Source organism: Vibrio navarrensis (genome assembly GCF_015767675.1).
Classification (GTDB): Bacteria; Pseudomonadota; Gammaproteobacteria; order Enterobacterales; family Vibrionaceae; genus Vibrio.
This window is the reverse complement of the sequence record NZ_CP065217.1, coordinates 2,501,860-2,528,173: the sequence shown is the minus strand read 5'-3', so window position 1 is coordinate 2,528,173 and position 26,314 is coordinate 2,501,860. Positions and strand designations below refer to the sequence as shown.

General features: G+C 47.2%; 26 protein-coding genes. 22 read left to right on the top strand and 4 right to left on the bottom strand.

Annotated features, from left to right (window positions below):
• Window positions 1-127: 127 nt before the first annotated feature.
• The 22 genes from flhA to I3X05_RS11920 all read left to right on the top strand — a co-directional run bounded on the left by flhA (window position 128) and on the right by I3X05_RS11920 (window position 21,102).
• Window positions 128-2,230, top strand: a complete 2,103-nt coding sequence (flhA, locus tag I3X05_RS12025) for a flagellar biosynthesis protein FlhA (RefSeq protein WP_045570498.1) — start codon at window positions 128-130, stop codon at window positions 2,228-2,230.
• A gap of 30 nt (window positions 2,231-2,260) precedes the next feature.
• Complete coding sequence (gene flhF, locus I3X05_RS12020; protein ID WP_045570499.1) at window positions 2,261-3,760, top strand: flagellar biosynthesis protein FlhF; 1,500 nt, start codon at window positions 2,261-2,263, stop codon at window positions 3,758-3,760.
• Between the two features lie 13 nt (window positions 3,761-3,773).
• On the top strand, window positions 3,774-4,661 hold the full coding sequence (locus I3X05_RS12015; RefSeq protein WP_045570500.1) for a MinD/ParA family protein: 888 nt from the start codon (window positions 3,774-3,776) through the stop codon (window positions 4,659-4,661).
• Window positions 4,654-5,388: an RNA polymerase sigma factor FliA gene (locus tag I3X05_RS12010; protein ID WP_045570501.1), complete on the top strand. Its 735-nt coding sequence runs from the start codon at window positions 4,654-4,656 to the stop codon at window positions 5,386-5,388. The genes I3X05_RS12015 and I3X05_RS12010 overlap by 8 nt, the downstream gene beginning before the upstream one ends.
• A 45-nt stretch (window positions 5,389-5,433) precedes the next feature.
• Entirely contained in the window at window positions 5,434-5,802 is a 369-nt protein-coding gene (gene cheY / locus I3X05_RS12005) for a chemotaxis response regulator CheY (RefSeq protein WP_000697869.1), read from the top strand.
• Window positions 5,803-5,922: 120 nt separating this feature from the next.
• Window positions 5,923-6,663: a protein phosphatase CheZ gene (locus tag I3X05_RS12000; protein ID WP_045570502.1), complete on the top strand. Its 741-nt coding sequence runs from the start codon at window positions 5,923-5,925 to the stop codon at window positions 6,661-6,663.
• Window positions 6,664-6,672: 9 nt separating this feature from the next.
• Entirely contained in the window at window positions 6,673-8,913 is a 2,241-nt protein-coding gene (locus I3X05_RS11995; protein ID WP_045570503.1) for a chemotaxis protein CheA, read from the top strand.
• Window positions 8,914-8,942: 29 nt separating this feature from the next.
• Entirely contained in the window at window positions 8,943-10,073 is a 1,131-nt protein-coding gene (locus I3X05_RS11990) for a protein-glutamate methylesterase/protein-glutamine glutaminase (protein ID WP_045570504.1), read from the top strand.
• A gap of 8 nt (window positions 10,074-10,081) precedes the next feature.
• Window positions 10,082-10,861 (top strand): ParA family protein, encoded by a 780-nt coding sequence (locus I3X05_RS11985; protein ID WP_045570505.1) that lies wholly within the window; start codon window positions 10,082-10,084, stop codon window positions 10,859-10,861.
• On the top strand, window positions 10,851-11,915 hold the full coding sequence (locus tag I3X05_RS11980) for a chemotaxis protein CheW (RefSeq protein ID WP_045570506.1): 1,065 nt from the start codon (window positions 10,851-10,853) through the stop codon (window positions 11,913-11,915). The genes I3X05_RS11985 and I3X05_RS11980 overlap by 11 nt, the downstream gene beginning before the upstream one ends.
• A 40-nt stretch (window positions 11,916-11,955) precedes the next feature.
• Window positions 11,956-12,450, top strand: a complete 495-nt coding sequence (locus I3X05_RS11975) for a chemotaxis protein CheW (RefSeq protein WP_039430144.1) — start codon at window positions 11,956-11,958, stop codon at window positions 12,448-12,450.
• Window positions 12,450-12,947, top strand: coding sequence for a DUF2802 domain-containing protein (locus I3X05_RS11970; protein WP_045570507.1), 498 nt, complete (start codon window positions 12,450-12,452; stop codon window positions 12,945-12,947). The genes I3X05_RS11975 and I3X05_RS11970 overlap by 1 nt, the downstream gene beginning before the upstream one ends.
• Window positions 12,948-13,176: 229 nt before the next feature.
• Window positions 13,177-13,794, top strand: coding sequence for a cytochrome c biogenesis heme-transporting ATPase CcmA (gene ccmA, locus I3X05_RS11965; RefSeq protein ID WP_193187036.1), 618 nt, complete (start codon window positions 13,177-13,179; stop codon window positions 13,792-13,794).
• Window position 13,795: 1 nt separating this feature from the next.
• Window positions 13,796-14,464 (top strand): heme exporter protein CcmB, encoded by a 669-nt coding sequence (ccmB, locus tag I3X05_RS11960; RefSeq protein WP_039430139.1) that lies wholly within the window; start codon window positions 13,796-13,798, stop codon window positions 14,462-14,464.
• A 107-nt stretch (window positions 14,465-14,571) separates the two neighbouring features.
• Window positions 14,572-15,315 carry a heme ABC transporter permease gene (locus I3X05_RS11955; RefSeq protein WP_202933425.1) on the top strand — a complete coding sequence of 248 codons (744 nt, stop codon included), beginning with the start codon at window positions 14,572-14,574 and terminating at the stop codon, window positions 15,313-15,315.
• Between the two features lie 11 nt (window positions 15,316-15,326).
• Window positions 15,327-15,533, top strand: a complete 207-nt coding sequence (gene ccmD / locus I3X05_RS11950; protein ID WP_045570510.1) for a heme exporter protein CcmD — start codon at window positions 15,327-15,329, stop codon at window positions 15,531-15,533.
• Complete coding sequence (gene ccmE / locus I3X05_RS11945) at window positions 15,530-16,015, top strand: cytochrome c maturation protein CcmE (protein ID WP_045570511.1); 486 nt, start codon at window positions 15,530-15,532, stop codon at window positions 16,013-16,015. Before ccmD ends, ccmE begins: the two co-directional genes overlap by 4 nt.
• A complete protein-coding gene (locus I3X05_RS11940) occupies window positions 16,012-17,994 on the top strand; it encodes a heme lyase CcmF/NrfE family subunit (protein WP_337970744.1) in 1,983 nt (660 codons plus the stop codon). Before ccmE ends, I3X05_RS11940 begins: the two co-directional genes overlap by 4 nt.
• On the top strand, window positions 17,995-18,549 hold the full coding sequence (locus I3X05_RS11935; protein ID WP_045570513.1) for a DsbE family thiol:disulfide interchange protein: 555 nt from the start codon (window positions 17,995-17,997) through the stop codon (window positions 18,547-18,549).
• On the top strand, window positions 18,546-19,028 hold the full coding sequence (locus tag I3X05_RS11930; protein WP_045570514.1) for a cytochrome c-type biogenesis protein: 483 nt from the start codon (window positions 18,546-18,548) through the stop codon (window positions 19,026-19,028). The genes I3X05_RS11935 and I3X05_RS11930 overlap by 4 nt, the downstream gene beginning before the upstream one ends.
• Window positions 19,028-20,242: a c-type cytochrome biogenesis protein CcmI gene (gene ccmI, locus I3X05_RS11925; RefSeq protein ID WP_193157783.1), complete on the top strand. Its 1,215-nt coding sequence runs from the start codon at window positions 19,028-19,030 to the stop codon at window positions 20,240-20,242. Before I3X05_RS11930 ends, ccmI begins: the two co-directional genes overlap by 1 nt.
• Before the next feature lie 80 nt (window positions 20,243-20,322).
• Window positions 20,323-21,102: an MlaA family lipoprotein gene (locus I3X05_RS11920; RefSeq protein WP_139046333.1), complete on the top strand. Its 780-nt coding sequence runs from the start codon at window positions 20,323-20,325 to the stop codon at window positions 21,100-21,102.
• 66 nt (window positions 21,103-21,168) lie between these two features.
• On the opposite strand, the gene I3X05_RS11915 is transcribed toward I3X05_RS11920, so the two are convergent.
• The 4 genes from I3X05_RS11915 to I3X05_RS11900 all read right to left on the bottom strand — a co-directional run bounded on the left by I3X05_RS11915 (window position 21,169) and on the right by I3X05_RS11900 (window position 25,704).
• The gene (locus tag I3X05_RS11915; RefSeq protein WP_193157782.1) at window positions 21,169-22,500 is read right to left on the bottom strand and encodes an outer membrane protein transport protein; all 1,332 of its coding nucleotides are present in this window, start codon (window positions 22,498-22,500) and stop codon (window positions 21,169-21,171) included.
• A 297-nt stretch (window positions 22,501-22,797) separates the two neighbouring features.
• Window positions 22,798-24,120, bottom strand: a complete 1,323-nt coding sequence (locus I3X05_RS11910; protein WP_045570518.1) for an outer membrane protein transport protein — start codon at window positions 24,118-24,120, stop codon at window positions 22,798-22,800.
• Between the two features lie 284 nt (window positions 24,121-24,404).
• A complete protein-coding gene (locus I3X05_RS11905; protein WP_045570519.1) occupies window positions 24,405-25,136 on the bottom strand; it encodes a DUF3379 family protein in 732 nt (243 codons plus the stop codon).
• A complete protein-coding gene (locus I3X05_RS11900) occupies window positions 25,129-25,704 on the bottom strand; it encodes a sigma-70 family RNA polymerase sigma factor (RefSeq protein ID WP_082069678.1) in 576 nt (191 codons plus the stop codon). Before I3X05_RS11900 ends, I3X05_RS11905 begins: the two co-directional genes overlap by 8 nt.
• Window positions 25,705-26,314 lie beyond the last annotated feature (610 nt).

The window sequence follows — 26,314 nt, the reverse complement described above, 5'->3', positions numbered from 1 at the left end:
CAATTGTTTGGCGCAACTCTGGTATAGAGATTGCTTGTTCCGCTTTTTGAAAGTTGCTGACTGACAGTTAAGTGCCCGCATTTTCAGATGACAAGCGAGTTAAGTTTCACCCAACCGAGACGAAGTAATGGCTAAAAAATTTACTCTGCCGTTTGCAGATAAGTTGCCTAAAATTCCCCAACGCTCCATGCCTGCGATCGGCGCACCAGTGATGGTGCTGGCGACACTGGCGATGGTGGTATTGCCTATCCCCGCGTTCCTGTTGGACATGTTTTTTACCTTCAACATCGCCCTGTCGATGGTGGTGTTGTTGGTGACCGTTTATACGCGCCGCCCACTCGATTTTGCGGCGTTTCCGACCGTGTTGTTGATTGCAACGCTGTTACGTTTGGCACTGAACGTTGCCTCGACGCGGGTCGTGTTGCTGAAAGGCCATGAAGGTGGCGATGCCGCAGGTAACGTGATTGAAGCTTTCGGTAACGTGGTTATCGGCGGAAACTACGCCGTTGGTTTAGTGGTGTTCCTCATCCTGATGATCATCAACTTTATGGTAGTGACCAAAGGTGCGGGGCGTATCTCTGAAGTGAGTGCTCGCTTTACCTTGGATGCTTTGCCTGGTAAGCAGATGGCAATTGATGCCGACCTAAATGCTGGTTTGATTGATCAAGAGCAAGCCCGTTTGCGCCGCTTTGAAGTGACCAAAGAAGCGGACTTCTACGGTTCGATGGACGGTGCCTCCAAATTTGTCAAAGGGGATGCCATCGCGGGTATCTTGATTCTGTTCATCAACATCATTGGTGGCCTGTCTATCGGCATGGCGCAACATAGTCTGGGCTTTTCTGAAGCCATCCAGATTTATACCCTTTTGACCATCGGTGACGGTCTGGTTGCGCAGATCCCATCACTACTCTTATCGATTGCAGCGGCCATGATGGTGACACGGCAAAATACCGATGAAGACATGGGTGAGCAACTGATATTTCAGATGTTTGATAACCCGAAAGCACTGATGATCACCGCCGCGATTTTAGGGGTCATGGGGATTGTTCCTGGTATGCCCCATTTCTCCTTTTTACTGCTCGCCATTGCTGCGGGCGCGGGAGCGTACTTCATCGACAAAAAGCATAAGCAAAAAGCCAAACAGCCCAAAACCCCCGCCGTTATTGATACCAGCAATGCGCCATCAGTGCGTGAGCTTTCGTGGGACGATGTACAGCCAGTTGACATCATTGGCTTGGAGGTGGGCTATCGCCTGATCCCCTTGGTGGATAGAGATCAAGGCGGAGAGTTGCTAGAGCGAGTCAAAGGGGTACGAAAAAAACTGTCGCAAGATTTTGGCTTCCTCATCCCCCCCGTGCATATTCGTGACAACCTTGAACTTACGCCCAACAGCTATCGCATTACCTTAATGGGGGTGGCCGTGGGTGAAGCAGAAATTCGCCCCGATCAAGAGCTGGCGATCAACCCTGGGCAAGTGTATGGCATGATTGATGGAGAACCGACCATCGATCCTGCTTTTGGCCTCGAAGCGGTTTGGATCCGCCCAGAGCAGCGTGAACATGCGCAGGCGCTTGGGTACACCGTGGTGGATTCCTCGACGGTATTGGCAACGCACATGAGCCAGCTTTTAACCAACAATGCCTCGCAGTTGCTTGGTCACGAAGAAGTGCAGAACCTGCTGGAGATGCTGGGTCGTAGCGCACCTAAATTGGTGGAGAATTTTGTCCCTGACCAACTGCCGCTTGGTGTGGTCGTGAAGGTATTACAAAATCTACTTAACGAAGCAATTCCAATCCGCGATATCCGCACCATAGTTCAGACCATGGCTGAATACTCTTCGAAGAGTCAAGAACCCGACATCCTCACAGCGGCGGTTCGCATCTCACTTAAGCGTCTAATTGTCCAAGAAATCAATGGAATAGAGCCTGAGCTGCCTGTGATAACCTTAATTCCAGAGCTGGAACAAATATTGCATCAGACAATGCAAGCGTCGGGCGGGGAGTCTGCGGGAATTGAACCTGGTCTCGCAGAACGTCTGCAAGCCTCTCTGAGTATGGCAACTCAAGAGCAAGAGCTGAAAGGCGAACCAGCTGTCTTACTGACTTCCGGTATGTTGCGTTCAACTCTGGCGAAATTTGTGAAGAACACAATACCAAATCTCAGAGTGCTCTCGTATCAGGAGATCCCAGACGAGAAACAGATCCGCATTGTACAGGCAGTGGGTAACTAATAGTTAAACCCTGTTAAATGGACGAATGGTTTGAAAATAAAACGATTTTTTGCCAAAGACATGAGAACGGCGCTCCTTCAAGTGAAAGAAGAGCTCGGAGCGGACGCGGTGATCATGTCCAATAAAAAAGTGGCCGGAGGGGTGGAGATCGTTGCGGCCATTGACGGGGACAGTGCGTCTTCGACTTTTGCTGCTACGTCAAGCCGCAGACAGACAGCAAGCTCGGTACAAGAGTCCGGGCAGTTTTCAAGTAGCTCTGCTGGGCGTCTGACCGCTCGTGCGGTTGAAGATGATCGCGTCAGTTTGCGTAGTGAAAGCGCGGCAAAGAGCGACAACAGTTCAATGACCAAACGTTTCGCCAACATGCTGAAGCAGTACAACCAACAGAGTGATGAGCCACAACGCAAACGCGAAAACGAAGATTCATTATCAGCCCTGCTGCAACGTCAATCCAAACACCGTGATGATCAACATAACTCAGTGAGGGTGCGTGAAAACTCGCCGCTCGCTAAGTTGATCGCCGAAGACCGACGTATTGATAAGCCACAACCGCGTCTTGATCCAACCCGTTATGATCGCCGTCAGCTTCCTCAGGAAAGCGATGAATCGGCCAACGAGTTGGAGAACATGCGTGAAGAGATGACCTCGATTCGCCGTCTGCTTGAACATCAAGTCTCTGGCCTTCTTTGGCAAGAAGTGGAGCGTCGAGAACCGCTTCGCGCCATGCTGATAAAACGCCTTGAACGCATGGGTGTGTCAGCGGAATTGGCAGATCAAATGGCTTGCTACATTCCCGAGGACACCAAACCCGCGCGCGCTTGGAAAGCACTATTGGCCCTGGTTTCAGACCAAATTGCGATCACCAAGCAAGATATCCTTAAGCGAGGTGGCGTTGTTGCCCTGCTTGGCCCTACAGGGGTCGGGAAAACCACCACCATAGCCAAACTCGCTGCTCGTGCGGCGATGGAGTACGGGGCGAATAATGTTGCCTTGGTGACCACAGATACCTATCGAATAGGTGCACATGAGCAACTCTCCATTTACGGCAGAATTATGGGCTGCCCAGTAAAAGTTGCTAAAGATTCTAAAGAGTTAGCCGATGTAATCTACCAATTGAGAAATAGAAAACTCATTTTGGTTGATACCGCCGGTATGGGTCAGCGTGATGTACGTTTGTCCGAACAGTTAGACACGTTAATGCAAGAAAGCGGCGAAGTAATCCATAGCTACCTTGTCCTTCCTGCGACGGCGCAACGCAGAGTCCTTCAGGAAACTATAGAACATTTCCGACGAATTCCTTTATCAGGTTGCATCCTGACTAAGCTCGACGAATCGTTGAGCTTGGGGGAGTTTATCAGCGTTGTAATTCAAAACGCTTTACCCGTGGCTTATATCGCCAACGGACAAAGAGTTCCTGAAGACATCGTGATTGCACAACCGAAATACATGATCGCGAAAGCGAATGAACTGCTTGAGAAGTCGACAGAGAATGAACCTCACTACTGGAATAGTGACAACGAAGGATTCTAGGCGGCGGACAATTATGACTGAGAATATGATACACGATCAAGCAAGCGGCCTCCGTCGCTTAACAAAACCTTCACTCACTAAAGTGATCGCGGTGACTGGTGGTAAAGGTGGTGTGGGTAAATCGAACGTTACCCTTGGATTGGCGATAGCCATGGCACGTCAAGGTAAAAAAGTCATGGTACTTGATGCCGACCTTGGCTTAGCAAATGTTGACGTTATGCTCGGAATTCGTTCAAAACGCAACTTAGGGCATGTCTTAGCTGGTGAGTGTGAATTAAAAGATGCTATTGTTGAAGGACCGTATGGTATTAGAATAATACCCGCGACTTCCGGAACACAAAGCATGACTGAGCTTTCACACGCTCAGCACGTTGGCTTAATCCGTGCCTTTGGTAGTTTGGAAGACGAAATGGACGTGCTGCTGATTGACACCGCAGCAGGCATTTCAGACATGGTGATCAGCTTTTCGCGCGCTGCGCAGGATGTTTTGGTTGTCGTTTGTGATGAACCTACGTCAATTACCGATGCTTATGCTTTAATTAAGTTGTTAAGCAAGGAACATCAGGTGCAACGCTTCAAGATTGTTGCAAATATGGTCAGAAGCTACCGTGAAGGGCGAGAATTGTTTGCAAAATTGACTTTGGTCACAGAGCGATTCTTGAATGTGAGCCTCGAACTCGTAGCATGTATTCCATTAGATGATAAAGTTCGACAAGCGGTTAAAAAGCAAAAGATAGTCGTTGACGCCTTCCCGCGTTCTCCGGCTGCGCTGGCGATCAGTTCATTGGCAAACAAAGCTTTGACCTGGCCGATACCGAAGGCCCCAAGTGGGCATCTTGAGTTTTTTGTCGAGCGATTGCTAAGCCGCAATGAATTTTTAGAGGAACCGTTTGGTGAATAAAGCGCTAACCTATGATCAACACGCCAATGTAAACAGCCAAAAGCTGTTTATCGAGCGGTATTCCGTGTTGGTCAAACGCATTGCGCACCACCTGTTAGGTCGACTGCCACCCAGTGTACAAGTGGAAGATCTAATTCAAGCGGGCATGATAGGGTTGATTGAAGCACAGCAAAATTACGATGCTTCAAAAGGCGCCAGTTTTGAAACTTACGCAGGAATCCGTATTCGCGGTGCCATGCTTGATGATATCAGGCGTGGTGATTGGGTTCCGCGTTCGGTTCATAAAAACAACCGAGAAATCAGTCAGGCGATTGCAGAATTGGAAGGGATTCTCAATCGTGATCCAAACGATGCAGAAGTGGCTGCTCACATGGGATTAACCATGGAGCAATACCACGCAGCGCTGACGGATATAAATTGCTCCCGTCTGATTGGTATTGAGGATTTAGGCGTTTCAGATGACGTCATCACCTCAGTCGAAGATTCAGAAGATAACACCCCATTCAAAGGCGTTGCTGACGAATATTTCAGAAAAGCATTGGTTGAATCAATAAAACAGCTTCCAGAGCGTGAAGCTTTGGTACTTTCGCTCTATTATGATGAAGAGCTAAACTTAAAAGAAATTGGGGAAATTCTGAGTGTTAGCGAGTCACGTGTCAGTCAGATATTGAGCCAATCCATGCAACGTCTTCGTACTAAACTTAGTGCTTGGACACAACATGACTAAAGACACTGATTGTGAAATTCAGTGGAGGCAATTTTGAATAAAAACATGAAGATCCTTATTGTTGATGATTTCTCAACAATGCGCCGTATTGTAAAGAACCTGCTTCGTGATTTGGGTTTTAACAACACCCAAGAGGCGGACGATGGTTTGACAGCGTTACCTATGCTGAAAAAAGGTGATTTCGATTTCGTCGTGACGGATTGGAATATGCCTGGCATGCAGGGTATCGATCTACTGAAAAATATTCGTGCCGATGAGGAGCTTAAACACCTGCCAGTATTGATGATTACTGCAGAAGCGAAGCGTGAGCAGATCATTGAAGCCGCCCAAGCTGGAGTAAATGGCTATATCGTTAAACCGTTCACTGCTGCAACCCTGAAAGAAAAATTAGATAAAATATTCGAACGTTTATAAGACTCGTTTGAAGATAACTTCGTCAGAGCTGCTATAACCTAAGAAAAATTCAAATTCGATCTTAGCGGCTCATCAGCGCAGCATGCTTACGGAGCATAAAACGAAAAGGGTCTATTCAGAATGATCTCATTAGAGCAAGCAAAGTCTCTAGTTGAATTGCTGGAAAACGGTGAACAGGCACAGGCAGATGCTTTGGTCGCTTCAATTTACGAAGATAAGGGAAACCTTATGCTGCAGGAAATTGGCGTGTTGACTAGAGATCTACATGATTCACTGAAAAACTTCGCGTTTGATCAGCGAATGACGGAAATCACTCAAGATGAAATCCCTGATGCGAGGGATCGCCTTCAATACGTCATTGATAAAACGGAAGTTGCCGCCAATAAAACCATGGACGCTGTCGAGCATTGTCTACCGATTGCGGACAACTTGCATCAGTGTTTGTTGCAGGTCAGGCCACAGTGGAACGAGTTAATGCGTGGTCGCATCGAACTGAGTGAGTTCAAGGCCCTTTGTCATCGTATTGACGAGTTATTGGTTCAGGTTGAAGGGGACAGCACTGAGCTGAGAAGTCAATTAACAGAAATATTAATGGCCCAGGATTTTCAGGACCTCACAGGACAGATAATCCGTAGAGTCATTGCTTTGGTTAATGAAGTGGAAGGGCGATTAGTCGAAATATTAACCGTCTTCGCCGCAAATAAACCATTAAAAGAAAATGTTTTAGACACCACCCCAAGTGCCAACAAAGAAAAAAGTGGAAGCGAGCCCGAAGGGCCGATTTTGCACCCAGAACTTCGTGAGGATGCGGTTGCGTCGCAAGATGAAGTCGATGATTTGTTATCCAGTCTCGGATTTTAAAGGTAACGTATGAGCTACGATTTAGACGAAGATATCCTACAAGACTTCTTAATTGAAGCCGGGGAAATTCTGGAACTGCTTTCTGAGCAGTTAGTAGAATTGGAAAATAATCCAGAAGACAGGGATCTTCTTAACGCTATTTTCCGTGGATTCCATACTGTTAAAGGTGGTGCTGGCTTTCTATCACTCGCTGAACTCGTTGATACCTGTCACGGCGCAGAAAACGTCTTCGATGTGCTGCGTAATGGACAGCGTTCTGTTACGCCTGCACTGATGGATACCATGCTACGTGCTCTGGATACCGTGAATACCCAGTTCAAGGCAGTTCAAGATCACGAGCCTTTACAGGCCGCTGATCCGATGTTGTTGGACGAGCTTCATCATCTTTGCCGACCTGAATCTGAAGACGAAGTTGCTGAAGAAACGATAGAAGTCGCTGAGCCGGAACCAGAATTTGAACCAGAGTCTATCATCGAAGAGCCAGTGCTAGAAGAAACGGCACCAACTGCTGTCAGTGCTTCCTCTGTCGATGAAATCACTCAAGATGAATTTGAAAAATTGCTTGATGAACTGCATGGCAAAGGTTCAGCGCCAGGTAAGAATGCAGATACTGTGGTGGTGCCTGCTGCTAAATCGGTTGCAACTCCAGTTGTTGATAATGGTGACATTACCGACGACGAGTTTGAAAAACTTCTAGACGAATTACACGGAGCAGGTAAGAGCCCTTCCTCGTCAGACTTTAAATCAGTGTCACCTGCTGCGCCTGCAACCCCCACCAAATCGGTCGCGGCTGCAGACAGTGATTTGATGACAGATGAAGAATTTGAGAAACTGCTCGACGAATTGCACGGTACAGGTAAAGGCCCTTCTATTGAAGAACTGGAAATGGCAACGAAGCCTGCTTCAGCAAACGTTAAAGAAACGCCTAAACCTGTGGAGAAACCGGCTGTAAAACCAGCACCGCAAGCAACGCCTAAAGTCGCACCCGCAGTCGCAAAAGCAGCGCCTCCTGCTCCACCAGCAACTCAAGATGCAAAAGCACCCGCCGTCGCTGCAGCGAAAAAGACACAAGCAGAGGCGACGGTTCGTGTTGATACCTCGACACTCGATACCATTATGAATATGGTTGGTGAACTTGTTTTAGTGCGTAACCGTTTACTCAGTCTTGGATTAAATAGCAACGATGAAGAGATGGCCAAAGCCGTTGCTAACCTTGATGTTGTGACCGCCGATCTGCAAGGCGCGGTTATGAAAACGCGCATGCAGCCGATTAAAAAGGTGTTTGGTCGCTTCCCTCGCGTTGTTCGAGATCTTGCTCGTAGTCTGCAAAAAGACATCGTACTGGAAATGCGCGGCGAAGAAACGGATCTAGATAAGAACTTGGTTGAAGCCCTAGCTGATCCATTGATCCACTTAGTGCGTAACTCTGTAGACCATGGCATCGAAATGCCTGAAGACCGAGTCAAAGCGGGTAAATCTCGTACGGGTAAAGTCATTCTCTCTGCATCCCAGGAAGGGGATCACATTGAGCTAGCGATTGTCGATGACGGCGGTGGTATGGATCCAGATAAGCTACGTGCTATTGCGGTCAAACGTGGCATGATGGACGAAGATGCTGCAGCACGCTTATCAAATAAAGAGTGTTTTAACCTCATTTTTGCGCCAGGTTTCTCTAGTAAAGAGAAAATTTCTGACATCTCCGGGCGCGGCGTCGGTATGGATGTGGTGAAAACGGCAATCAATACGTTAAACGGTTCGATTGATATTGATTCTGAAATGGGCAAAGGGACGAAGATCACCATCAAGGTTCCTTTGACTCTGGCTATTCTGCCGACCTTAATGGTAGGAGTGGCCGGGCACCCATTTGCATTGCCACTGGCGTCTGTGAATGAGATCTTCCATCTTGACCTTAGCCGAACAAACATTGTTGATGGACAATTGACCATCATTGTGCGCGACAAGTCTATTCCGCTGTTCTACTTGCAAAATTGGCTTGCGCCCAAAGCGGGTAAGATCCAACTGCGCAAAGGGCATGGTCACGTGGTTATCGTGCAAATTGGCAGTCAGCGTGTTGGTTTTGTCGTCGATACCTTAATTGGTCAAGAAGAAGTGGTTATTAAGCCGCTGGATAACTTGCTGCAAGGTACGCCGGGAATGGCGGGTGCAACCATTACTAGTGATGGCCACATAGCTCTGATTCTGGATGTGCCGGATCTGCTCAAACAGTATGCAGCCGCGTCGCGGATATAATTTGAGCCACGATTTTTATAAGGATTCAAATGGCGATTAAAGTATTAGTAGTTGATGATTCAAGCTTTTTCAGACGACGCGTCAGTGAAATCATCAATGCAGAATCGCGCCTAGAGGTGATTGACGTCGCAGTCAACGGGAAAGAGGCGGTTGAGAAAGCCCAACGCCTCAAACCAGACGTCATTACGATGGACATCGAAATGCCCGTGATGGATGGAATTTCGGCTGTTCGTGAAATTATGGCGTCGGTCCCGACGCCGATTCTAATGTTTTCTTCTTTGACTCATGACGGTGCCAAAGCCACTCTGGATGCACTTGATGCTGGTGCTTTGGATTTTCTACCGAAAAAATTTGAAGACATCGCCCGTAACCGTGACGAAGCGGTGTCATTGTTGCAGCAGCGTGTTCTGCAGATTGCCTCAAAGCGTGCATTTATGCGACGCCCGGTAGCTCAACCTATTGAACGAACAACACCTGCTTCGCCTGCAAGCTCCACGCGTGGCAGTTTTGGGTTGCGCCGTGATGTAGCCGCTCCAGCACCAACTCGAGCGCCAGTGACAACAAAATTTCGTGCTTCTGGGAAAAAATATCAGCTCACTGCGATTGGTACTTCTACTGGTGGTCCGGTCGCATTACAAAAAATTCTCACCAAATTGCCGGCTAATTACCCGCATCCTATTGTCTTGATCCAACACATGCCTGCAACGTTCACTGCTGCCTTTGCAAGCCGTTTAAATTCGCTGTGTAAAATCCAAGTGAAGGAAGCGGAAGATGGCGATGTGTTACAAGCGGGTGTGGCTTACCTGGCGCCTGGTGGTAAGCAGATGATGATTGATGGTCGGCCTGGCGCTGCGCGCTTGAGAATTATCGATGGTGGCGAACGAATGAACTATAAGCCATGTGTGGATGTGACCTTTGGCTCTGCGGCAAAGATCTACGCGGACAAAGTCCTTTCTATGGTGCTGACTGGCATGGGCGCTGACGGACGTGAAGGTGCACGCATGCTTAAATCTGCAGGCTCAACAATTTGGGCTCAAGACGAAGAGAGCTGCGTGGTCTACGGTATGCCTCAGGCGGTGGCAAAAGCAGGAATCTCTAGCGAAGACTTGCCTTTGGATCGCATTGCCGAGCGTATGCTGGTTGAAGTTGGGCTGGCATAAGGAAAGGTATGATTGTCTGGAGTGTAGCGAACCAAAAAGGCGGCGTCGGAAAAACGACCACCACAGTGACTTTAGCTGGCTTGCTGAGTAAGAAAGGGCATAGCGTGTTGTTAGTTGACACGGATCCCCATGCCTCTTTGACCACTTATCTGGGGTTTGATCCTGATGGAGTGTCAAGCAGTCTTTTTGATTTATTCCAGCTCAAAGAATTTAATCGCGAGAGTGTGAAACCTCTAGTGATGAAAACCGATATCGAAGGTATCGACATAATTCCAGCGCACATGTCTTTAGCGACTCTAGACCGTGTGATGGGTAACCGCAGTGGAATGGGGTTGATTCTCAAACGAGCCTTGATAGCGTTGTCGAAAGAATATGACTATGTACTGATTGATTGTCCACCGATCCTTGGCGTGATGATGGTCAATGCATTAGCGGCGAGTGATCGTATTCTGATCCCGGTTCAAACGGAGTTTCTTGCCATGAAGGGGCTAGAACGCATGATCCGGACGCTGACCATTATGCAAAAATCTCGTCGAGATCCGTTTAAAGTGACGATAGTTCCGACCATGTATGACAAGCGGACTAAGGCTTCTTTGCAAACTTTAACCCAACTAAAAGAAGACTATCCCGATAAGGTTTGGACGTCGGCGGTGCCAATTGACACCAAATTTAGAGACGCAAGTTTAAAACGCCTCCCAGCTTCGCACTTTGCAGATGGCAGTCGAGGAGTGTTTGCTTATAAGCAGTTGCTAATCTATTTAGAGAGGTTAGCGATTGATGAGCAGTAAAGCAGCGGTGTTATCGAGTGAACAAGCACTAGATGATTATTTTAGTGCTTTACTGTCTGAAGAGCAGGAACTTGAGCTGATTGTGTCTGAGCCGAGTTCAGTGATTACTTGGCAGACGTCAGAGCATGAGCCGGAGTTGAAGTTACGGTATTCAGAGCCGGAATCATACAGTTACGCGGAAATCGAGGTTAAAGAACTTGAAGCGCCTAACCTTGAGGATGTTCAGCGTCTTCTAAGTCAATTGGAATCAACCAATGTGGTTGATGAATTGGGTATTGATGAGCTACTCGAGCAAAATACTGCGCAAATAGCCAGTCTGAAAGAAGACGCAGCTAAACCTTTAGAACAAGAGGTTTTTGTTTCGCAAGCCGACTTGGTTGAAGAAATTCAAGAGTGGGATATTGCTGACGAGGTTGAAGAGATCCAAGATTGGACCCTTTCGCAATCTTTAATCGCCCAACCTATTATCGAGGAGATAGAACCTGAGACGATTGTACAAGAACAGGTCGAGCTTGAAGCAAAAATAGAAACTCATATAGAGGCAGAGCCGGAGCCAAAGACCCAAACTTCTGGTGCAGGGAAGCGTGAGTGGACCTCAACTGAACGCTCAGAAGCGTTTCAAGTGCTCTATTTTGAAGTCAATAGTGTTACATTCGCTGTGCCGTTAGATGAGCTTGGCGGTATCCATCAGATGACTACATTAAATCACTTGATTGGTCGTCCAGGCTGGTATCTTGGTCTACAGACGAACCGCGATCAGCAGTTAGATGTGGTCGATACCGCAAAGTGGGTGATGCCAGATAAACTGAAAGATGACGAGTATAAAACCCACTATCAGTACATCGTTATGCTGGGGTCGAGCATGTGGGGGCTTGCCAGCAGTAAGCTTTTAGGGACCGAATTGCTTTACCCGCAAAAGGTGCGTTGGCGCGAGCAATCGGGCAAACGTCCGTGGCTTGCCGGGATGGTGAAAGAAAAAATGTGTGCTTTAATTCATGTAGAAGCATTAATTTCCATGCTAAATGCCGGACTAGATGTAAAATCACTAAATTAAGCATTTGAGAAGTCGGGAACGACATTAACGAGGATTACCTATGTCTCATTCTAACGAAGTAGAAGTGAAAAAAGATAAAACAAGTGATGAAGTACTTCAGTGGGTGACGTTCCAGCTGGAAGAAGAAACTTACGGCATCAACGTAATGCAGGTACGTGAAGTACTTCGCTACACTGAAATCGCTCCAGTTCCTGGCGCCCCTGATTATGTGCTAGGTATTATCAACCTACGTGGTAATGTCGTCACCGTTATCGATACGCGTGCACGTTTTGGTTTGATGGAAGGTGAAGTTACTGATAACACACGTATCATTGTGATTGAGTCTGAACACCAAGTGATTGGTATTTTGGTGGACAGTGTGGCTGAAGTGGTTTACCTACGTTCTTCTGAAATCGATTCAACGCCTTCAGTGGGCACCGATGAGAGTGCTAAGTTTATTCAAGGTGTCAGCAACCGCGACGGCAAGCTGTTGATCTTGGTTGACTTGAACAAACTCCTGACTGACGAAGAATGGGATGAGATGGCTCATCTGTAATGGTAGAAGCGTTTTTCCAAAGCCCCGCTGTGTGGATTGGTGGTGCCATGTTGGTGGTGCTGCTTTTGTTATCCATGCAGTGGCGCACGAAGAGTGCATTGCAGAAGCAGCAAGATCACCAGCGTTTGCAATTACGCAGCGTTGAAAAAGAGTTACAAAAAGCGAATAAACAGCTACTTGAAGTGCGCTCCGTCGTTGTCGGATTGGGGCAGAGAGTGACTGAACAGCAAGATATTATTCAGCATCTTAACGATCGCATTGTGGAGTTAGAGCAGGCGGATACTGATGGTCGTCTCTACACGAGAGCTAGTAAGATGGTCCAACTCGGTGCGGATATTAACGAACTGATTGAAGAGTGTGAGCTACCCAAAGCCGAAGCGGAGCTGATGCTGTCACTGCAAAAGAAAATTGCGGGTAAAGAGAAAGTCCCGCCGTTGAGTGGTCATCCTAATGAATTTGAGCCATCGCGATCTCAACGTCCCAAAGGACGCCGATAAACGTGAAATCAGTCAAACAAAAAAGAAGCTCCGGCTTCTTTTTTGCTTTTGCATGAAACACTTGGTACAAGGTTCAACCATTCTATCCCCCTTTAGACGTAGATTTAAATAATTGTGATAGCAGTTAACAATTTCTCACGAAGTTACAAATTTGAACGCCCTGTTATCCTGTCTTGTCTCGGAACAGATGTGCTAATATACCCGCTCATTTTATATAGCTATGAAGCTTATGCTGGAAGTATCAAATCTAACTGCTATTCGCGATGAGCGCGTTCTTTTCGAGAACTTGACATTTTCTATCCAACCCGGAGAGCTGGTACAGATCGAGGGGCGTAACGGCACTGGCAAAACGACTTTACTGCGCATTGTCACGGGGCTGGGTGATAAAGAAGAGGGGGAGATTCTTTGGAAAGGGGAGCGAATTGACAAAAGCAGAGATGAGTTTCATCAAGATCTCTTATTCCTCGGGCACCAGACCGGAGTAAAAAGAGAACTGACCGCGCTTGAAAATCTCAGTTTTTATCAATCTGTTCATCAAGAATCTTCTTCTCGGGATGTGATATTTCAAGCATTGGCCAAAGTCGGGCTTGCAGGGCGAGAAGATGTGCCTGTCGCCCAACTGTCTGCCGGTCAACAAAGAAGAGTTGCACTGGCACGTTTATGGCTGAGTAAACAAATTCTTTGGATTTTGGATGAACCACTCACCGCGATAGATAAGCAAGGGGTGAAAGTTCTTGAGGCGCTGTTTGCTCAGCACGCTGAGAATGGTGGCATTGTGATTCTGACCACACATCAGGACATGTTTGCTGATAGCCCGAAACTCAGAAAAATTAAGTTGGGTGACTAATATGATCTCGGCCATGACGACCATTATCCGCCGTGAATTGCTGATAGCGTTTCGACGTCAAGCTGACGTGTTAAATCCACTGTGGTTTTTCATCATCGTGATTACCTTATTTCCATTGAGCATTGGTCCAGAGCCCAACCTATTAGCACGAATTGCGGCAGGCATTGTGTGGGTCGCTGCACTGCTCTCTGCTTTGTTATCGCTTGAGCGATTATTTCGTGACGATTTTCAAGATGGCTCGCTTGAGCAAATGATGCTGATGCCGATCCCATTGCAACTTGTGGTGATCTCTAAGGTCATATCTCATTGGGTATTGACAGGCTTGCCGCTGATTTTGATTAGCCCAGTATTGGCGATTATTTTATCGCTCGATTTTAATACCTGGTTAGCGGTGGTGTTGACACTGCTTGTTGGCACTCCGACGCTAAGTTTCATTGGTGCGATTGGCGTCGGGTTAACCGTAGGGTTACAAAAAGGTGGTGTGCTACTGAGCTTATTGATCCTACCGCTGTACATCCCTATTTTGATTTTTGCTACCTCGGCGATTGATGCTGCGGCATTAGGAATGGGTTATAGCGGCCAACTGGCCATTCTGGGTGCGATGCTGGTGGGGGCAACAACCTTAACTCCATTTGCAATAAGCGCGGCTCTGAGAGTCAGCGTTAACTAGGTGTGTCAAATCACCTTTGCAACAAGATTACACTAATAAAAATAACGATCGCACAGCGAGTGTGTCACACGCTGTTTGTGTCCTGTGAAGTAGAGTGAGAAATAGACATGTGGAAATGGCTCCATCCCTATGCAAAGCCGGAGGCAGTTTACCAACTCAGTGGTAAATTGTTGCCTTGGTTTTCTGTGCTGGCCTTAATTTTGTTGCTCGTTGGCAGCATTTGGGGGTTGGCGTTTGCCCCATCAGATTACCAACAGGGCGATAGTTTCCGTATCATTTATATCCATGTCCCATCGGCCATTTGGTCTATGGGGGTGTACATGTCGATGGCGATAGCCGCGTTTATTGGCATCGTATGGCAATTACGTCTCGCGGATATGGCAGCGCTGGCGATGGCTCCGATTGGCGCTGTGTATACCTTTATTGCTTTAGTGACGGGGGCAGTTTGGGGTAAACCCATGTGGGGAACGTGGTGGGTTTGGGATGCACGCCTAACTTCAGAGTTGATCCTGCTGTTTCTCTACCTGGGCGTAATTGCCCTTTATCACGCTTTTGATGATCAAAAAACCGCCGCGAAAGCAGCAGGTATATTGGCGATTGTTGGCGTAATTAACCTACCGATTATCCATTTCTCAGTCGAGTGGTGGAACACGCTTCATCAAGGCGCCACGATTACTAAATTTGCAAAACCGTCCATATCAGCTTCAATGCTTTGGCCGTTACTTCTGAACATTTTTGGTTTTGCGTTCTTCTTTGGTGCGGTCGCTATGGTGCGTTTTCGCAATGAAATTTTAAGTAAAGAGAGTCATCGCCCTTGGGTGAAAGAGCTCGCTTTGGCTAAAACTCAGTGAGGTATTGAGTTATGTATTTTGAATCTCTGAGTGATTTTTTTGCTATGGGTGGCTACGCAGCATATGTGTGGGGCTCATTTGCTATTACTTTTTTGGCCATGTTGGCTTTATACGTAAGCAGCGCTCGTCGCACACGTGCTTTGCTCGACGAAGTGAAAGCAAAAATTGATAGACAGGCTCGTATTGATGCCGCCAAGAATATGGAGAATACCCTATGAATCCAAGACGTAAAAAGAGACTGAGTATTATCTTAGCCATCTTTGTCGGCATTGGGGCGACCATTGGTTTGATGTTGTACGCGCTGAGCCAGAATATGGACCTGTTTTACACGCCAACTGAGCTCGTTCAAGGCAAAGATGATGGTACTAAACCCGAAGTGGGGCAGCGGCTTCGAATTGGCGGAATGGTGGTGAAGGGATCGGTTCGTCGCGATCCTGAATCACTGAAAGTGAGCTTCGAACTTGCCGATGTTGGACCCAAAGTGACCATTGAGTACGAGGGCATACTCCCTGATCTGTTCCGCGAGGGGCAGGGCATTGTGGCTCAAGGCGTGCTCAAAAATGCGACCACAGTAGAAGCTTTCGAAGTACTGGCAAAACACGATGAAGAGTACATGCCGCCAGAAATTGCCGAAGCGATGGAAAAAAATCATGCACCGTTGCAGTACACCAATGAGCAAAAACAGGGGAGTGGTCAATGATTGCTGAAATTGGGCATTTTGCCCTGATCCTCTCTCTGTCAATGGCCGTTTTATTGAGCGCATTGCCATTGTGGGGGGCTTCCAACAACAACACCATGCTGATGAACAGCGCTCGCCCTCTTTCTTGGGCGATGTTCTTGATGTTGCTCTTCTCCTTCGCGGCGCTTGCGTACGGCTTTTATGCCAACGATTTCACCTTGCAATACGTCGTGAGTAACTCAAACAGCCAGTTACCTTGGTATTATCGTCTCACAGCGGTTTGGGGAGCTCACGAGGGCTCTTTACTGCTGTGGGTCTTGATCCAAGCCGCATGGACCGTTGCCGTCGCCACTTTTAGCCGTGGTATGCCGCAAGAATCAGTCGCGCGAGTACTTGCCGTCATGGGGATGATATCTGTTGGCTTTTTGCTGTTCATCATCGTCACATCGAACCCATTCTTACGTACTCTGCCTTTCTTCCCGGTTGATGGCCGCGATCTTAACCCGCTGCTGCAAGACCCAGGTCTTATCGTCCATCCTCCAATGCTCTACATGGGTTATGTCGGCTTTTCGGTTGCCTTCTCGTTTGCGATTGCCTCACTGATGACTGGTCGATTGGACACCGCCTGGGCGCGTTGGTCTCGTCCGTGGACAACTGCGGCTTGGGTATTTTTGACGTTGGGCATCGCTCTAGGTTCTTGGTGGGCATATTACGAGCTTGGCTGGGGCGGCTGGTGGTTCTGGGATCCAGTAGAAAACGCGTCGTTCATGCCTTGGTTGGCGGGCACCGCACTCATGCACTCGTTAGCGGTCACTGAAAAACGCGGCACTTTTAAAGCTTGGACGGTACTACTCGCGATTTCGGCGTTTTCGCTCAGCCTGCTCGGTACCTTCTTGGTCCGTTCGGGTGTTCTGGTCTCGGTGCATGCTTTTGCCTCTGATCCCGCTCGTGGTATGTTTATTCTTGGTTTCTTGGTGTTTGTCATCGGCGGCTCACTGTTACTGTTTGCCGTTAAAGGCGCATCAGTGCGAGTTCGCGGCAACTTTGAGCTCATTTCACGAGAAAATGCCTTGCTTGCGAATAACGTCATGCTCATCGCCGCTCTCGTGGTGGTGCTGGTTGGCACCTTGCTGCCGCTAGTGCATAAACAGTTGGGTTTGGGTTCGGTCTCGATTGGCGCGCCATTCTTCAATATGCTTTTCGCATGGTTGATGATGCCGTTTGCTTTCCTGCTGGGGATTGGCCCACTGATTCGTTGGAAGCGTGACCAGCTCTCGTCTTTGTACAAACCGATGCTGATCTCAGCGGTGATTTCACTGGGTCTCGGCGCATTGTGTGTCTATTTACTCGCGGACTTCTTTGATGCCATGGCGTACATTGGTTGGGTGATGGCCATTTGGATCATCACAATGCACGCTTTTGAACTGTATCAACGCGCGACTCATCGCCACTCATTCGTTGAAGGCGTAGGTAAACTGCAACGCAGTCACTGGGCAATGATGTTGGGCCACGTCGGTTTGGCGGTAACGGTGATCGGTATTGCCATGGTACAAAATTTCAGCATTGAGCGAGATGTGCGCTTGGCACCGGGTGAGCATTTTCAAATCCAAGGCTACGACTTTTACTTCTCAGGCCTAAGAGATAAAGACGGCCCGAACTACGACGGCTATATCGCCGATTTTGAAGTTAGCCACAACGGTAATTACATCAATACCTTGCATGCGGAAAAACGCTTCTACCGCACAGCGAAATCCATGATGACTGAGGCGGCGATCGACCGTGGTATTACGCGCGATTTATACATTGCAATGGGTGAGCGTTTGGAAGATAACCGCTCATGGGCAGTGCGTATCTACTACAAACCTTTTGTTCGTTGGATCTGGGCTGGCTCTATCATCATGTCACTCGGCGGTATTTTGGCGATTTCTGACAGGCGCTACCGTTTTCGCAAGAAAAAAGGAGCCAAAGAGCCAATGAAAAACCAAGAGCAGGAGGCGTAAATGAATAAGAAAGTGCTCTTTATTCCGCTGGCGATTTTTCTGATTCTCGCGGCGACGTTTGCCACCCAGTTGGTAAGGAACCAGCACGGTGATGATCCAACCAAATTGGAGTCGGTACTTATCGGTAAACCAGTACCTCAGTTCCGTTTGGAAGATTTGGTTGAGCCGGGCAAGCTTTATGATCAAGCGATCTTTAAAGGTGAGCCGTTACTGCTTAATGTTTGGGCTACTTGGTGTCCAACCTGCTACGCAGAGCACCAGTATCTCAATCAACTCGCCTCGCAAGGGGTAAAAATCATCGGTATGAACTACAAAGATGATCGCAATAAAGCGGTGGGATGGCTGAACGATCTCGGCAATCCTTATCTCATCAGCTTGTTTGATGGCAACGGCATGTTGGGCTTGGATCTCGGCGTGTATGGCGCTCCTGAAACCTTTGTCATTGACGCCGAAGGGGTGATTCGTTATCGCCATGTTGGGGATGTCAATCCGCGCAACTGGGCCGAAACCCTTGAACCGCTTTACCAGCAGTTAGTTCAGGAGGCGAAGCAATGAAAAAGTGGATTTGGGCGTTATTCACCGCCATGACTTTCTCTTTGTCTGCTTATGCCGCGATTGAAGTGTACGAGTTCGATAATTTGCAGCAAGAACAGCAATTTAAAGAGCTTGGTAACACCTTGCGCTGCCCGAAATGTCAAAACAACACTATCGCTGATTCGAACGCCGCTTTAGCGCAAGATTTGCGCCATAAAGTGTATGAGATGACCAAAGAAGGTAAATCCAAGCAAGAAATCATCGATTATATGGTGGCGCGCTATGGCAATTTTGTGACTTACAATCCGCCGCTCACTGCCGCGACGTCCATCCTCTGGCTTGGACCGCTGGCGGTCTTGCTCATCGGATTTTCTCTGATTATCTTGCGCAGCCGAAAGCGCAAAGCAGTCAGTGCTAGCGAGCAAGAAAAATGGGACGCAGAGAAAGAAGCGCGTTTAAAAGCATTACTTCAGGATGAAAACAACGGAGACAAGCAGTAATGACACTATTTTGGTTATCCACCGTTGCCCTGAGTGTATTAGCGTGCGTGATGATCGCTTTGCCGCTCATCAAGCGCAAAGAGAACAATGACGACATCTTGCGTGACGAACTGAACAAGGCGCTCTACAAAGACCGTTTATCTGAGCTGCAAGAAGAAACGTCAGAAGGTTTGGTGGTCGATCAACAAGAATTGATCGCCGATCTTAAGCAGTCACTTCTCGACGATATTCCATCGCAGACGGATAAAATGCAGTCGCGCATTTCCTCCACGGCGGTAATTGTCCCTTCTGTACTGCTTACGATTGTGCTCAGTTACGGCTTGTACATCAAATTTGGCGCATACCAAGAGGTGGATGCGTGGCATCAAGTCAGTGCCAACTTGCCGGAATTATCGAAAAAGCTGATGTCTTCCATTGCAGAGCCACTCAGCGATGAAGAGATGCAAGACCTGACTCTGGCACTACGTACCCGTTTGCACTACCAGCCACAAGATTCCACAGGCTGGTTGTTGTTGGGGCGTATTGCGTTGGCTAACCGCGATATTGGCACTGCGATTGATGCCATGCGAAAAGCGTACGATATCCAACCTAACGACGCAGACGTCAAGCTGGGTTATGCACAAGCGCTAATGTTGTCACAAGATGAAATGGATCAAGCCAATGCACGGTCTATTTTAGGTGAGCTGGTCCAGCAAGATTATGTTGATTTGCGAGTCTTCTCTTTGCTGGCGTTTGATGCTTTTGAGCGTCAAGATTTTGCCGCAGCAGTGAAGTACTGGAGCATCATGCAACAGATGATTGGCCCTGAAGACAGCCGCTATGAGATGCTCTCTCGCAGTATTGAAAGTGCCAAACAGCGTTTGGGAGAAGGAGCACCAGCCGCCTCCGGTGTTGCTGTTACCATTGAACTTGCGCCAAATGTACAAGCGGATCCCAATGCGGTGCTGATTGTCTCAGTGCATCGCGCTGATGGTTCACCGATGCCCGTCGCAGCGGCACGTTATCCACTCGGTTCATTTCCGCGGACAGTGATGTTGGATGATAGTAACAGCATGATGCAAGGGCAAAATTTGTCGAGCTTAAGCGAAGTGATGGTCAGAGCCCGACTGGATTCGGATGGCAATGTCACCACTCGCGATCATGATTGGTATGGTGAAAGTGAGGCGGTTGCAATCAATCAGCCTGTTACAGTAACGATTAATAAACAATATTAATCTCGTTTACTATTGCGTAGAATCTATGGGCCAGCGATTGCTGGCCTTTATATTGATTCGTTGTCACGATGGAAATGATCATGTTAAACCAAGGGAAATCTTTGCTGGTTTTGCTGGCACTGCTGATGGGACTCGCTGGCTGTTCATCCGTGCCAGAGAGTGCAGGAGAAACGTCTGAAACCACTTCGGACCAAACAAGCTACGATGGCGATCCGTTTGAATCGTTCAACCGCTCGATGTGGACACTGAACTACGAATACCTCGATCCCTACTTAGTGAGACCCGTTTCATTAGCGTATGTAGAATACACGCCGACCCCCGTTCGCTCTGGCATTGCCAACTTTTTTTCCAACTTGGATGAGCCATCCAGTGTGGTGAATAACCTTTTAATGGGCAATGGCGAGAAAGCGGTCAATCACTTTAACCGTTTTTGGATAAACTCGACCTTTGGCCTGCTTGGCTTAATCGACATTGCTTCAGCCGCGGGGATCAATAAAAACGACAATAAGTCTTTTAGTGATGCAGCAGGGCACTATGGTGTTGGCAACGGTCCTTATTTAATGCTCCCAGGCTATGGCCCTTATACCGTGCGAGAAGTGACTGATACGGTGGATGGCCTATATGTGCCATTAGTTTATCTCAACTTTTGGGCGAGTTTAGGCAAATGGGCTTTCGAAGGGATGGAAACACGCGCGCTGCTCGTTTCTCAAGAAGCGCAGTTGGATACGTCGCCCGATCCGTATGCTCTGACGCGAGAAGTCTACTTACAACGCCAAGCGTTTAAAGCGGAAGTGACGGTCGATGAGATTGATGAGCAAGAAGAAGATCTGCTCGATGAATATCTCGCTGAAGATTACTAAACGAAAAAGGGCCTTGCTTATACCAAGGCCCTTTTTTATCTTGCTCAGCTCAATGAACGGAGCTGCTTAGAAGCGGTAACTTGCCTGAACGCCAACTAGCCAAACATTACCAGAAACTTCACCCTCGAAAGCGCCGCCGACTAGCTGTGCCTTGTCGTCAGATTCATAGCCGCGCGATTCCTTTATCTTGGCATCTTTGGCGAAGATATAAGTAAAGCCAGCGTCTAGGGTTAAGTCGTCGGTGAGCAGATAGCTTGCACCGATGCTCAGCCAAGTACGGTCCGTTTCTGGGATGGTGATGGTGCGGTTTTTATCGCTCACCGCAGAGGTGTCGTAAGCCACACCCGTACGTAGTGCAAGCTTGGGATCCCACTGGTAAGTCGCACCTAGCGCGAAGCGATAGTTGTCTTCCCAGTTTTCGACTTTGACCATTTTTGTGCCGATGGTGTCTAAGTTTGCTTCGAGTTTTCCAAAGGAGCTCCAATCGGTCCAATTGACGCTCGCATGCATGGCAAGTTTTTCAGTTAATTGATGGAAGCTAGCGAACTCAGCTGTGGCAGGAAGAGTGAGGAGCATATAGCCATTGTCGCGCAACTGAGGAAGCTGCTGTGTACCAAAGCCGAAGCCAATGCCCTCCGCGTGCCCTTCGAGTTTCAGCTCTACTTCAGATTTGTAAGTAAAGCCAACGCGGTGACTTTCGTTGATTTGCCATGCAGAGCCGAGCTGCCATCCCCACGCAGTGTCGTCCCCTTCCATATATTTTAATGTGGTGCCTTGCGGAACACTAATTGGTTGGTTGGTCACAGGATGTAATGCTACAACATTCTTTGCTGGCGCTGTTGCACCAAAGCTTCCTTCCGCAACAATGTAGCGAACACCACCACCGATGCTGAGTTGTTCATTGAGCTGATAAGCCAGATTCAAATTCGCTTCTTTGCTGATGACACTCGCTTCGTTGCCAAAGTGTGAGGCCGTGAAATCTTTGCTCAGTTCGGTCTCCATTCCGTAGTTGGTACCCAGAGCAAAACCAATAGCTAGCTGGTCGTTATAGCGATGAGAGATGTATAGGTTTGGAATGATGGCATCGTGTGCAAAGTCTTCAGAACTGGCTGAAGAGTTACCTAGCATTGGGTGACGAACTTCACCTTTTACATCAATATTCGGATTCACATAAATCGCACCGACAGAGATCTGAGTACCTTTGAGGTAAGTCAACATAGCAGGATTGCGCCACTGTGCGCCTGCGTTGTCAGCCATCGCAGCTTCGCCAGCATACGCACGTCCTAAGCCAGTTGCCGAGTACTCGGCCAATTGGAAGCCCGCAGCGTGAGCTTGATGGATTGAAGTTAGCAGGCTAAAAGCGACCGCCGTGGAGAGGAGAGTCTTGTTGGTTTTCATTATTGTTCGCTGAATTTGTGAATAGGTAGGCAAGAATTTTAAAGATAGAGTAATTGCTTTAGAAATGAGATTCTGCAATGTTGGGGTATTTGGAGTTTTTATCTATAGAATTGGTATTATTAGATTAATAAACTGTTTAATATTGTAGTGTCTTTTAATTTCAGCGAACACTCGTGCTATAAAATCGCTGTTGCAGCACACAGTTGTGCACTCAAAGTGGCGTGTTTTTCGTGGCGAAAAAAAAGAAAAGAGCTGGAAAACCAGCTCTTTATTGATCATGACAAAGCGATACTTTGCTTAGAAAGTACGGCTGTACTGTAAGCCAAAAAGAATGGCGTTTGCGCGGGTAGTAGCAGAAATACTAGACAGCTCTAATGGTCCCATCTCGGTACTTTCATTCACGTGAACGTCCTTACCAACTAAATAAGTCAGACCAATGTCAACATTTGATTTGTCGTCTATCTGATAGGTTGCACCTGCGGAAAACCACTGACGATCTGAGTCTGGTACTGATACAGATGTGGTTTTATCCTGTGCACTGGTGTCATACATGTAGCCACCACGTAGCGTCCAGTCGTTATTTAAATAGTAAGTGCCACCTAAAGAGTAGTGCCATCCATCCTGCCAGTTGTATTCATTTAACGTGGTCTTAGTTCCATTGATAGTTGCATCTAGCTTATCGAATGCTTTCCAACCAATGTACTGAACACTATAGTGAACAGCGAATTTAGTTTCTTTGATTCTATGATAACCAGAAAATTCAGCAATATCCGGTAGTGGCATGTGAAGCTTACCATTGCTATCGGAGTTTGTTAGGTACTGTACGTCGCCTTTAGCTTCAATTTCTGGACTGTGGCGATAAGAAAGGCCAAAGCGGTTGTTTTTGTCTAGTTCAAAAACAGTGCCCACGTTGAAACCAACACCAAAACCGTCAGCTTCAGCATCCACTAAAGACGTTCCTTTTGGTGCTCCAACATAACATTGACCAGGACCTATTACAGTACCGCCAATAGCACTACATTGCGGGTCGCTAAATGGCAAGATAGTGTTGGTTCCTGAACCTGCTTTACGTTGTAGCTTTCCGCTTCCGTAGATGAGGTCAAGACCTAAACCAAAACTCCATTGCTCATTTAAACGATATGAGCCTGCAACGCCAAGGTTTACACTTTTAACATCAGTTAAGCCGCCGTATTCAGACCAAGAAAGATCGTTAGAAAAGTCAGTCTTTGTACCAAAGTTTGAATAAGCATTAACACCCCAAGCAAACTTTTCGTTTACTGGCACGATAAGATGGATATTTGGTGCAATCGATGTACCACCTGCATCACTATAAGATTCCGCAGACGAACCGTCATATTGAACATTTTTTGCAGTTATATCGGTGGTAATTGTTTCAAAACCAAGCGATAGCGCTTTTTCATCAAACAGCGCCATCGCAGCAGGGTTACGTGCCATAACAGCAGCATTATCGGCGATAACCGCATCACCCGCAAAAGCACGCCCGATACCTGTTGCCGATTGGGCATTAAGTTGGAAACCTGCTGCCAAGGTTTGGCCTGAAGCAAGGGCGACTGTCACTGCGAGGAGAGACTTTTTAAACAGACGCGTGTTGTTAGTCATTGTATTTTCCTTTGAATAAGCGCCTCTAATGGGCGTTGTGTTTGAGCTTTTGCTCAGTTCGCTGAGATCCTATTCCTAAGCATAGCGAATACAAATCCGACCATTGGCTAAAAAGGAGCGAAAATTAAATAAATGTAGCCTATCTGACAGGATTTAGGGGGTAAGTGGCAGTAAATAGAGTTATGACTCTATTTGTCAATAATCAGAGTGAATGGTATGTCTGCTTGATATAAAAAAGCCGCCTCTTCGACTAAGTTGGCGGCTTTTTTCATCACAAAGCTCGACTAAGGCATGGGTTTAATCATCGGTGCCAGTTTGTTTGCCAGTTGAGCGACATCTTCCCCTTGTTCCCCCACCAAAATCAAACTGCTGTTGCCGACCGCTTTTACTATGGCGGACAGACCGGACTGGGAAAAATCGCCAGTCGTTTCTGGCGGGATATTGGTAAGAAAGAGCGTCACCTTACCCTGTTTTCCCTGAAATACCATATGCAGAGCATTGGATTGGCCAAAGCCGCAATGGTTCAGGTAGTAAACATGGTATGGAAAGCGTTGATCAAACTGATACTCAAAAGGAGACAATTTGGCGTTAATTTGCTCCGAAGAGACTTGCTCATCTAATTGGTTTACAAAAGCACTCTCCGCAATCACATGCTGTACGGCGGTTTCGGCAAGGCTCGCTTGTGCTGGAGAGACAAGCAAGTTACCCCAGTTGAGTTGGCCAAATAGCAAGCCTGCAGTAAAGGCGAAGGAAGCGGCCATCGCCATCGCTTTTTTTCCAAACGCAGGGCGAGCGATATTCTCTCGCCCAGCGATAGAGGATTGAGAGAACAAAATTTTATCCACCAGATCGTCAGGCACGCTGACATTCATGGCTTGCTTAATCTGGCTATCAAGATCAAGGACATCGTCTAAGAACTTGTTGTGACTTTCATTGCCCGCCAGTGTTTGTAGCATCTCTTCATCAAGCTGTTTAGGATCCGACAAAATACGGCGACGGAATTCTAAATCATCCATTTATTTGCCCCCTTTGAGTCTTGTCCGAATCTAACAGATCTTTGAGCTGATTTCGGGCACGGAACAGACGTGTCATGACCGTGTTGGTGTTTAATTCCAAGATCTCGCTGATCTCGTCGCCACTAAATCCACCAACGACTTGGAGAAAGAGAGGCTCACGATATTCAACGTCCAGTTTCATAATTTGTGCTTGTAGCCATGCGTTTTGGTGATGGGCATCGTCGTTGACACGAGCTTCGCCACTGTAATCTTCGATGTCTACTAACTCAAACTGTTTGCGTTCGAAGCGGCGAGCGTTTTCCCTTCTCAAAATAGTGATTAACCAGGATTTCGCTGCCTTTTCATCCAGTAGGCTATCTAGAGATTTCCACGCGCGCAGACAGGTTTCTTGTACTAAGTCTTCAGCGATTGTTTGATCTTTGCACAACCAATACGCGTAACGGTATAAATCTCGGTGATAAGCTCGAACTAGAGCTTCATATTTTCTTTGTTTGTCCATGTCAGGATTGACCGGATCATCTGACTTTTTCTTTCCGAAAAAATGAAAAATTGCCACAAGAGCCTCCATTCTTGCTCGGAGTGGGATAAGCGCATTGATACAAAAATGAGTCTTATCAATTTTATAAACTCAGCAAGTGTGCCGAAGTGTAACGCAATTACTGACCTTTTGGGTACTAAAGGCATAGCGGGTTTGAAAGGTTTATTCAAACAAACAAGCTGTTGCATGATTTGCTAGAAAAATACATTTAGATGATGAAGATCAGAGAAAGCCGATAATCGTGTTTGCTAATGCGCCTAAAAGCGTGAAAATCGAGATAAAATTGATCTAATTCAAATTTCATTGCGGCAAACTGGTTATAGTAAACCCTGTCATCTAGTTAATCCTCTGGGTTAACGTGTTGAGCAAGATGACACTTCCTTTTGAAGGCTGACTTTACTTTCTCCTAATCAGGAAACTGATTATTTCAATTGGCGTAAGTTAATTGTTTTATACCAATTCCAACCACACAAATCTGTGTGGTTTTTTTTTGCCTGCAGCTAACCTACCTTCCTTTTGTTTATGCTAACGTAATGAAATTTAGTCATTTCTTGGAAATGATACTGGCAATAGATCTACAAACCTCACGTTTATTTAAACGCATGTTTGATAAATTTAACAAACTGATTACAATGCATCA